10 protein-coding genes and 1 pseudogene are annotated in these 9,717 nt (G+C 35.0%); 1 reads left to right on the forward strand and 10 read right to left on the reverse strand.

Features of this window, described 5'->3' with window-relative positions; translation table 11 throughout:
• Positions 1 to 107: pseudogene (locus ABIQ27_RS05645) on the forward strand (ABC transporter ATP-binding protein); the annotation flags it as partial.
• Here the strand turns inward: ABIQ27_RS05645 and ABIQ27_RS05650 are convergent.
• The 10 genes from ABIQ27_RS05650 to ABIQ27_RS05695 form a co-directional block, all read right to left on the reverse strand.
• Positions 104 to 3,556 carry a gliding motility-associated C-terminal domain-containing protein gene (locus ABIQ27_RS05650; protein WP_348032809.1) on the reverse strand — a complete coding sequence of 1,151 codons (3,453 nt, stop codon included), beginning with the start codon at positions 3,554 to 3,556 and terminating at the stop codon, positions 104 to 106. The pseudogene ABIQ27_RS05645 and the gene ABIQ27_RS05650 overlap by 4 nt on opposite strands.
• An 11-nt stretch (positions 3,557 to 3,567) precedes the next feature.
• Positions 3,568 to 4,629 carry a mannose-1-phosphate guanylyltransferase gene (locus ABIQ27_RS05655; RefSeq protein ID WP_348032810.1) on the reverse strand — a complete coding sequence of 354 codons (1,062 nt, stop codon included), beginning with the start codon at positions 4,627 to 4,629 and terminating at the stop codon, positions 3,568 to 3,570.
• Between the two features lie 41 nt (positions 4,630 to 4,670).
• Positions 4,671 to 5,123 carry a hypothetical protein gene (locus tag ABIQ27_RS05660; protein WP_348032811.1) on the reverse strand — a complete coding sequence of 151 codons (453 nt, stop codon included), beginning with the start codon at positions 5,121 to 5,123 and terminating at the stop codon, positions 4,671 to 4,673.
• A 2-nt stretch (positions 5,124 to 5,125) separates the two neighbouring features.
• Entirely contained in the window at positions 5,126 to 5,728 is a 603-nt protein-coding gene (locus ABIQ27_RS05665; protein WP_348032812.1) for a SprT-like domain-containing protein, read from the reverse strand.
• Positions 5,729 to 5,753: 25 nt separating this feature from the next.
• Entirely contained in the window at positions 5,754 to 5,930 is a 177-nt protein-coding gene (locus ABIQ27_RS05670; protein ID WP_348032818.1) for a four helix bundle protein, read from the reverse strand.
• A gap of 126 nt (positions 5,931 to 6,056) precedes the next feature.
• Positions 6,057 to 6,734: an SDR family oxidoreductase gene (locus tag ABIQ27_RS05675; protein WP_348032813.1), complete on the reverse strand. Its 678-nt coding sequence runs from the start codon at positions 6,732 to 6,734 to the stop codon at positions 6,057 to 6,059.
• A 45-nt stretch (positions 6,735 to 6,779) separates the two neighbouring features.
• The gene (locus ABIQ27_RS05680) at positions 6,780 to 7,415 is read right to left on the reverse strand and encodes a hypothetical protein (RefSeq protein ID WP_348032814.1); all 636 of its coding nucleotides are present in this window, start codon (positions 7,413 to 7,415) and stop codon (positions 6,780 to 6,782) included.
• The gene (locus tag ABIQ27_RS05685; RefSeq protein ID WP_348032815.1) at positions 7,415 to 8,449 is read right to left on the reverse strand and encodes a D-alanine--D-alanine ligase; all 1,035 of its coding nucleotides are present in this window, start codon (positions 8,447 to 8,449) and stop codon (positions 7,415 to 7,417) included. The genes ABIQ27_RS05680 and ABIQ27_RS05685 overlap by 1 nt, the downstream gene beginning before the upstream one ends.
• Positions 8,450 to 8,482: 33 nt before the next feature.
• On the reverse strand, positions 8,483 to 9,193 hold the full coding sequence (locus tag ABIQ27_RS05690) for an NRDE family protein (protein ID WP_348032816.1): 711 nt from the start codon (positions 9,191 to 9,193) through the stop codon (positions 8,483 to 8,485).
• Positions 9,181 to 9,669, reverse strand: coding sequence for a DinB family protein (locus ABIQ27_RS05695; RefSeq protein WP_348032817.1), 489 nt, complete (start codon positions 9,667 to 9,669; stop codon positions 9,181 to 9,183). The genes ABIQ27_RS05690 and ABIQ27_RS05695 overlap by 13 nt, the downstream gene beginning before the upstream one ends.
• Positions 9,670 to 9,717: the final 48 nt, after the last annotated feature.

A 9,717-nucleotide genomic window follows, 5' to 3' on the forward strand; every position in this document is an offset into this window, starting at 1 on the left:
AAAAAGATATTTTCAAAACGGATAACGAAGCGATAACTGATTTTGTGTATTCTTCCAATCTTTTCAAAAAAATCAGAAAAGCACAAAATAAAGGAGAAATAAATTAGCCTCTATTCAGGAAAATCCAGCCATTTTTAGTTTCCTCTGTCGACAATTTAATTATATAAAAATAAGTTGAATCCGGTAATAAGCCACCGCTCATATTCTGACCGTGCCATTCATCTGAATAATTATTTTTTTCAAAAACTTTTCTGCCCCAACGATTATAGATTTCAAGTTTGGTAACACCAAATCCTGTTAAATCCAGACTTTCATTTGTTTGGTCGTTGTTAGGCGTAATCACATTTGGAATAAAACAAATACTCCTTGCAACATCAATAGTGTTTGTCGCTTCGCATCCATATTGGTTTGTAATACTTAAAGAATAAATTCCCAGTTCACCGCCCGTAATTGTTATTGGACTCTGACTGCTTGTAAAATTATTTGGGCCAGTCCAGCTGAATGTTGAAGTAGCCTCATCAAAAGAAAGCTCATTTAGCCTTGTATACCAAACCTGGTAATCTTTCCCGACGCAGCTCTGATTTAAAGAAAAATTAGGCAAAGGATTAGCCAAAATAGCAACACTTGAACTTCCTGACTGACATCCATTCAAACTTGAAGTGACGGTGTAAGTTCCATTATCACTAGCAGAAACCGAATTTATTACAGGGTTTTGAAGAGTAGATGTAAATCCGTTAGGGCCAGTCCAATTGTAAATATCATTCACCACAGAAGCTGCAAATAGATTTGCATTTTGAGTTTCACATATTACTGGGTCAGCACTGGCGACAGGTATTTGCGAAATGGCTTTTATTGTAATGTCAATAGATGCGTCATCTGTCAAAGCACAGCTTCCTGAAACGGTATATTTAAACTGATATGTTCCAAATGGAGGGCTTGATGAATCCCATAAATTATTTGTCAGCGTACCACTTGAAGTTATTTCTGACCAAGTCCCAGTAGCTTCAAAAGTTCCCGTCAATAAGGCATTCATATCAATAACTCCTTGTCTACCACAATAAAAAACAGCGTTGTCATTTCCGGCTTGTGGAGCAGCATTCGTAACATTAATGGTATAATCCAAAACCTGGTTTAGACAAGAACCCGGATTTCCTAAATAGCTTATTCTTACATGATAGGTTCCGTTATTCAAAGCCGAATTAAAAGATGGAAAGTTTAATGCATTCGTCGTGCTTAAAATAGTTGTAGTGTTGGTGCCTTTCCACCATTGATAAGTCAGGAATGAAAAATTGGGCGCTATTAAAGACGCGGGTTGCCCATCACACGAAATTAAGCCCGTAATTGTCATTGGGTTCGGATTTAAAACCTCAAATTGACTATTCGCACTATTATGGCAAACATCTTCAACTTCAAATACATATATCGCTGGCTCTAATCCTGAAAAAAGACTTGAGTTTCCGTTTTCAATCAAAAATGGCTGGCCATTTTTAGTAATGATTCGGTAAATCAAAGCTGAATTTCCTAATGCGTTTACCACAACTTCATAAGTTGCACCACATGAAACTGAAAACACATCAATAATTCTGGGGACATTAGTAAAGTCAAACTCATAAATGACTTTAAAGCAATTAATCATTGAAGGAGTACCATTTCTGTAAGTACTAAATACTTTTAATATTCTGAAATGACCAGTAAAAGCCATGTTATAAGCCGTAATATTATTTGTTAGCGTAAACGAATTTGTTGGATTAGGGACTGAACCATTTATATAAACTGCATTTGTCAAAGGATGCGCCCAGTTGCCGCTTGCCGCATCGTATTTCTGCAACCAGAATGTAGCCGCAATATTATTACTGGTATGATTCAAATTAAGATTAAAAGATCCACAGTTAGGAGTAACTATAACGTTTGTATTATCGTGATAGCCCGCAATTGTGGCATATGTTGTAAAGGTTTGACTGCAGGCATTAGTTGATTGAAAAACATACACCCCAGGAGGTAGTGTGTCCATAGCCAATCTGCCTCCGTTAACACTTCCGATAAGATTTGCGGGTACTGTACCTGTATAAGCGGTGGGAGCTGATACTATCGAAAGAGCTATCAGATTTCCAGAAATTTGCAAGGAACCAACACCATTTTCGCAACCTTCTAAAACAGCTATTGCAGGCGGATCCGACTGTGGAGTTATGATAACATTGAGAGGTAAAGGGTTTCCACATCGATCTAAAACATTGAAGACATAAGTCCCAACCGGTAAATGTACAAAAGCTGCATAATGTGCCGAATTTATTATACTGGTATAATCATGAGGCAGTGGAACGGTATATGCCGGAGGTGCGGAAATCATTATTAGCTGATTAATATCAAATATAAAAATTGTGGCATCTATACATGTTCCGTTAGCAAGTGTATAATAAGGAGGGTCACCACTATTTTGATTTGGTGGAACTATTATCGTAACGGTCTCAGGATTACCACACGCATCTATAAGATTAAAAACATAAGTTCCCGGTACTAAATCGTGAACAGTTACTGCAGTATCAACTATTGAAGGCGTAAAATTTTGCGGTAAGGTACCTCCATAGCCTGAAGGTGCTGATACCATAATCAATGAAACTATATGAGTAAAACCAATCAACTGAAAAACGCAATCCTGAGGCGCAACCACATAACCAGCTCCACCAAGAGGTGCTAAATTTTGAATAACTCCATTTAAATGGTAAACTGTGCCACACCCATCTGTTATTGTAAATGAATAGTTAGAGGTCTGCCCCGGATAATATTGAACTTGTTGGGAAAATACATTACCGCCGTTTACCGTTTGATTGTAAGTAATTGATGGTCCGGTTGGTGGAGAAAATACAATTGTTACCTGAAGAGGATATCTGAGTATTCCTGATAGTAAAACTGTTTGAAAAGAGGCGCCAATAGTAGCCATTGTACAAGTTGTTAAAACAGGGTTCGATAAAACAAAGTTTAAATCTGTATTAGCCTGGAATAAAGTGTATGTCTGAACCACTGCCTGACCGCAAATATCAAAAACTCTAATCTGATAAACACCCACCGTCAAACCTGTAAAAATATTGGAAGATTGTATTGGTCTAGTCATCGGGCCTGAAAAAATTTCATAACTTACTGCGGTACCTGTTGTCGGATTAACCGTTATAGTTCCGTCATTTCCACAAATTTCAGGAGTACTGGCTAATTGATAAGTTAACGGGGTTGCTGTATTATTAATTGTTGCATCCTGCTGTTGCGTACCACTATCACTTCCCAAAGACTGAGTTGCTATAACTCTGTAAGTACCCGCTATTAAACCCGAAATTGATGTGCCTGACTGAACAGAAATTGGCGTAGTAACATTAGGAAGTAAATAGATAGAATATAAAATAACTGAACCAGCTGTTGTATTTGAAACCGTAAAAGACAAAGACCCATTAGATGGACATGTTTCATTTACTGGCGTGACATTCAAAGTGAAATTTGATAACTGCGCATTGGCAAATTGTGCAAAAAACAAAAACGTCAAAATTAAATACACCCTTTTACCAAACATCGGTTTTTCTTTTATAATTTATTAGCCATTTCCGTAATTCGCTTGATATCCTGCTCTTTGCTTTTTGGGTAAATCATCAGCACATTTTCATTGTCAACAATGATATAATCGTTCAGTCCGTCGATGATAACAAGTTTTTTTGCTTCAGAACGAATGATGTTGTTGGATGCGTTTTCTAAAATTACTTGAGCGTTTACAACCGTATTATTATTGTTGTCCTTTTCTAATTTATCATGTAGCGAACCCCAGGTTCCTAAATCATTCCAGTCAAAAGTGGCTGGCAAAACATATACATTTTTTGCTTTTTCCATCACAGCATAATCAATAGAGATGTTTTCGGCATTTTGATAATTATTGTGAATGAACTGCTTCTCGTTTGTTGTATTATAACTTTCAGAACCTTGCTGAAACAAAGCATTCATTTGCGGTTGAAATTTCTCAAAAGCTTCTGTAATTGATTTTATACTCCAAATAAAAATGCCACCATTCCAAAGGAAATTCCCCGAATCTAAAAACAATTTAGCCGTTTCATAATTCGGTTTTTCACGGAACTGTTTTACTTTTTTGATTGGGTTCGCATCCGATTTATCATATTCAATATATCCAAAACCTGTATTTGGAAACGTTGGCTGAATTCCTAATGTCATCAAGGCGTTTTCTTTTTGACAAAAGTCAAAACACTGTTGCAGATTTTTCGAAAATTCATTTTCATTTTCAATCCAGTGATCGCTTGGCGCGACAACCATAACGGCATCCTGATTTTGCTTTTGAATTTTAAGCGAAGCATATAAAATGCATGGCGCTGTATTTCGCATAGCTGGTTCCAACAAAACCTGATCTTGTTTTACCATTGGTAATTGTTGCAAAACCAAATCATTGTAACGCTCGTTAGTCAATATCAAAATATTTTCTACGGGAATCAATTTTGACAAACGGCTGAATGTTTTTTGTATCAACGTATCGCCCGATCCCAACATGTCGTGAAACTGCTTTGGGAAATCGGTGGTACTTACCGGCCAAAATCTTGAACCGACACCGCCTGCCATTAATATTGCGTAATAATTTTTATTCATTTATGCTGAATTTATTTCAGTATTTGTAAGTAACCGAGTTGCTAAGTAGCAGAGTTTCTGAGTTTTTTTATTATGGATACAAATATATTTATAATAAACAGGAATTGGAGAAATAAAAAAAGTAATGCATTAACTGTTAAACATAAATTCACATATTGGATATCATCAAAAAAAGGGAATTCACGAGATTCAGATGAGGAAAACAATAAAGAATATGGAAAAAAGAATCCTATGACAAACAGTAAAGTTCCATAAACATGAATCTTGGAAAGCACTGGAACCACTCCAACTTTAGCTTTTTCCAGAGTCCAATAAATCAAAGATAATGAAGCTAAAATCATTGCTAACAGCCAACTTAAATGACTATTAGCTATAACATAATAAGTGTCATGAACATTAAAAACGATTGTGCTTGCACCAAAAACAATGAAACCTGCAATTAATAACAAAACTGCAGCAATAATCAATAATAAATAGGGTTTTCTCTTTATCATAACTAACTCGGTAAAATTTCAACTTCGGCGTTGGCGTTAAACAAATACAATCTTCCTGTCTTAACTTCCAGGCATTCATAACGCTTTACGCGTAAACCTTTCTTCTGAAAGATTCTACCATTTTTTATTCGAAACATACTGCCGCTTGGTACTTCATGTATGAAATGAACATCGGGTTTCCGTTCGTCAAATTGCTTTAAGGCAAAAGCCAATCGGGCATCGGTATCGCTACTGGCTGTAGGGTTTCTGAAATGATTAGCAATCAATGGCAACACAGAATGCGGAAAAATCTCAGGTCGAATAAACGGGACCATCAGGTGCTGAAAGGTAATCTTCCATTCATTTCCGTGTGGTTTTATAAAACGTCCATAAGTTTCATAGGCAACCAAATGCGAAATCTCATGAACCAATGTAATTAAAAATCGGTATTTATTCAAATTGGCATTGGCGGTAATTTCGTGTTTTCCTCCAACCGCACGTCGATAATCGCCATGCCGCGTTTGTCGTTCGTTAACGATTTTCAGGTGCACATTGTTTGATTTGATTAATTCAAATAAAGCTTCAACTGAATGTTCTGGAAGATATTTGGAGAGGACTTCGCTCAATTAATTATGAATTATAAATTATGAGTTATGAGTTGTTATTTTTTGTAGTTATTACAATGCTTCTAATTATTTTTAAAACTTCATTACATTTTGGATAAATATTATCAAACTCTTTTTTGTTAATGAAATTTGTTTCTTTTAATAACTCTAACCAATAGATACTTTCATCACATTCTTTTTGTGCTATTGATAATTTATGTATAAAATCAGGTTTGCTTTGGGCATTTACTACTTCTTATCTGAAATTAAATTTTTATAAAATTCAACTCCTAAAACTGCCAACTCAAAACTCTTATTTTTACAATACTTTCACTCATAACTCATAACTCTACGGAGTAGAGGATGAAACCTGAATTATTTTTCCGTTGTGATATTTATTTCCGGTTAAAGCAAAATTGAAAATATAATCTGCCATTTCCTTTGCAGAAACTGGAGCTTCATAACCCGGAAAAGCTTCGTTTAACATTTCAGTATTTACAGCACCAAGTGCTAACACATTAAAAGCTATTCCTTGTGCTGCATATTCTTCAGCCAGTAATTCCGATAGTGTAATTACGGCGCCTTTACTTGAACTATACGCTGAAAGTCCAGCGAACTTAATACTTCCCTGTATTCCTCCTATCGAACTTATCGAAACAACATGGCTTCCTTTTTGCAAATATGGTAAGCAGATACGAGTCAAATTAGCAACACCAAATACATTGACTTTATAGACATTTTCAAAATCTTCCTGAGTTGTTTGCGCAAATGGTTTGTTTACCAAATTTCCGGCATTGTGAATGATGATATCAACTTTTTTCCACGTTTGTGAAATAAAATTTTCAACAGCAGTAAGTTCATCTTCTTTGGATAAATCAACCGAAAGGCATGTAATGTTTTGGTTTTCCAATAAAGCTTGAGGCGTTTTACGGGAAATGGCTAAAACCTGATGACCAGCATTTGCAAACTGTAAAGCCAGCTCGAATCCTATGCCGCGAGAAGTTCCTGTGATGATGATGTTTTTCATTAATCTATTTCTTGTCGTAAATATACTAAAAGTAAAGAAATGAAATCAATTGTTATACTTTCTGTAAAACTTCACTGCCTGAAAAATTCCCAAAGCAAGAAAAACCAACGGAATAATGATTTGCATTAAATATTTGGATAGAAAGTCAACATTGCTTGCAAAATAATGAAGCGAAAGAATCAGCACCAACATGCCACAAAATGTTCCGGCGATGGTTCCGAAAACATAAAAGTATTTTCTACTGTTAGAAATCTCGATGTATTTCCCGTTGAGCAAGTACAAATTCCAGCTTAACCAAAACGGAATCTGAATAAAGTTCAGGCAGCTATAAAGTATTCCTGCAAAGAAAAAATTTTGAAAAGTATTAGAAAAAACAGCTTTTTCAGCATCTCCCGAGCTGGCACTCGAATAAAACACATAAGCCAAAATAAACATGAATACAACCGAAAAGCCTTCGATGAATTTCAGCAACTTATCTTTTTTATTTAATTTATTGGCAAAAATCAATGTCAAGAAAATAACGCAGAATTCGATGCAAATCACACCCAATAAATACAATATGGTTGAGCGCATTCCTTCGGAATTATAAATATCAAAACCGATGACATTCAAATAGCCAAGCGGAATGGAGCCCAAAAAACTCACCAAAAAACCAACTGCTATGTTTTTAATGTTCTGCATTAGAAATGAACTATTTTATCGGATTGTTCCAAATGCAAACGGTATTGTTCCATCCCATCTTTGTGCGACAAATATGGAAATCCACGTTTGTGATTTTCAACACTAATTTGGAACATGTATTTGATATGTCGCGCCAATTCTTTCCAAGCAAAAAACAACGAATGCTTTGGGTCATAAATATGCGTTGGTTCGCTTGCAGCTCCGTTTAATTCAACAATCGAGAAGTTTTTGCCTTGCTCTAATTCTTCCCATGTATTGTACATCAAATCCATTCTGCCAAAATAAAACTCAGAAACCTGAAGACACATTTCATCAATAACTTTGGTCAATTCCGGAGAAATCAAATTGCTGTAATCCAGGAATTTTGCGCCACGGGCATGATTCCCATAAGGCACCAAGTTTCTCTTTTCACCTTTCGCCAAAATATCCTTGAGTTGATTTCCATATTCTTTTTCGAGCACTTTTAATTGGAATTCGTAGCGCGGGTTTGCTTTTAATAATTCTTCTATTGTTGAACAACCATCTCCTTCAATGATTAAAAATTCTTTGGCTACGATTCCGGTAATTTTTCCATGTTTTTCATGTGGAAAACGTACATAAAAAATCCCAACTTCATTTTCATACGGAATCAAATCCTGCAATAAATAGTCAAAATTTGCTTTGTTATGATAGGCTTGTAATTCATCTAGATTTTCAACTTTTTTGACCGCCGAACCACGAAGTCCGATATCAGGTTTTACGATAAAAGGAAACTTGATTTTTGAAGTTTCAAGTAAAATTTCCACCTCATCAAAAGGCATTTTTTCTTTTACAAATTTGGTTATTGGATAAAACTTTTGCGGAATTAAATCATAGATTTCTATTTTGCTATCCATAACAAAACCACCATTTTTCATGGTTGGATTACAGGCATTGAAAAAGAAAATCGTTCGCGCTTTCAGAGCATAATATGCCCATAAAAAATAAATAGGAATATAGACAATTTGAAATGGCCAATATTCCCAATGGAACAACTTATGGAGAAATAGTCTCAAGTTAATTATGAATTACGAATTTCAAATTACGAATTAAACTGAGATAAAAGTATTGGAAAAATCCCGTTTGGCAATCAAATCATTGTAATGAATTTCAACTTTGTTTTTCTCTATTACTGTTTGCGTGATGCTCAAGGTTTTTAAAGTATCATTTCTGTTGATAACTAAACCATTTTCAGTGTTTTCTTCTTCTGTATAGCGATGAAAATTAAACAATTCCTCTGCATTCACTTCCGGCTTTGTATCGAGAAAATTATAGAACCAATTGGCTCTTTTTTCTCTGATTTCTTTTGGATACAACGTTGAAGAAGACCAAATATGACTTTGATGGATATCTAATTCTAAAGTGCTTTTTTCAATTTCATTCCATCGCAACTGATAGAGTTTTTGATTTTCAAAAAGTACCAGCGTAAAAGGTTCTATGTTTTCTAAATCTATGAATTTCCAAGCATGAATTACAGATTTACTACTAATCAAATCGAGTACAATCAAACCACGGCTTTTACGGTAGCTTTCTTTCAGAATATGTTTTTCATCAGCACCATTTAAAAGCACCAAAATGGTAGAATGTTCATCGATGGCAAACCATGTTCCTCCAGCTTTTTTATCTTTTGGAAAGATGATTTTTTTGTTGTTGATGAGATAATTTTTGGGTTCGATGGCGTTTGGCCTCAGTGTTTTTTCATCGCGATTGGAAGTGATGATTATTTTGCCATTGGCATTGACAAAACTTACTGTGCACATTGTTTTCTGTATTCGATTGTAGATCGGGCAACGCCAAAATCAGCATCAATCTGCAAATGTTCTAATTGCAGAACAGCTACTTTTATTAGGGCCTGATGATGAATGCAATGCTCCAAATTGTATAACAACTCTCTGAAATAATTGCTTTCGATATGCAATTCTTCTTGATCAACAATTTGTTCTAATAGTAAATTTTTATTGTCTTTTTCTAATTGATTTTTGATATCCGCAATACATTTCAAAGCAAAATGAGTGTCGGATTGAATTCTGTAATCGCGATTTCTTTTATCATAATTCACAACGCCATTTTCATATTGATTTTCCAAACATTGAAACATTTCAATGATATGTCGCGTGTGTTCACCAATTGTTGAATTACTCAAACCCTTACAAGGCAAAGTAAAATCGTCATTGGAGAGTTGCTGTAACAACAACTCCAATTCATTTAACGCTTTATGCAAAGATGGTATAAGCATGTTTTTATTTACAACTTAAGTTTTAGCAAATCCGGAATTTTATTTCTA

The sequence above is a fragment of the Flavobacterium sp. genome, assembly GCF_039916025.1.
Taxonomy (GTDB): domain Bacteria; phylum Bacteroidota; class Bacteroidia; order Flavobacteriales; family Flavobacteriaceae; genus Flavobacterium.

Bases quoted from the DNA above. Each gene is read 5' to 3' on its own strand.
- ABIQ27_RS05650 (WP_348032809.1), bottom strand. From the start codon at position 3,556: ATGTTTGGTAAAAGGGTGTATTTAATTTTGACGTTTTTGTTTTTTGCA.
- ABIQ27_RS05655 (WP_348032810.1), bottom strand. From the start codon at position 4,629: ATGAATAAAAATTATTACGCAATATTAATGGCAGGCGGTGTCGGTTCA.
- ABIQ27_RS05660 (WP_348032811.1), bottom strand. From the start codon at position 5,123: ATGATAAAGAGAAAACCCTATTTATTATTGATTATTGCTGCAGTTTTG.
- ABIQ27_RS05675 (WP_348032813.1), bottom strand. From the start codon at position 6,734: ATGAAAAACATCATCATCACAGGAACTTCTCGCGGCATAGGATTCGAG.
- ABIQ27_RS05680 (WP_348032814.1), bottom strand. From the start codon at position 7,415: ATGCAGAACATTAAAAACATAGCAGTTGGTTTTTTGGTGAGTTTTTTG.
- ABIQ27_RS05690 (WP_348032816.1), bottom strand. From the start codon at position 9,193: ATGTGCACAGTAAGTTTTGTCAATGCCAATGGCAAAATAATCATCACT.
- ABIQ27_RS05695 (WP_348032817.1), bottom strand. From the start codon at position 9,669: ATGCTTATACCATCTTTGCATAAAGCGTTAAATGAATTGGAGTTGTTG.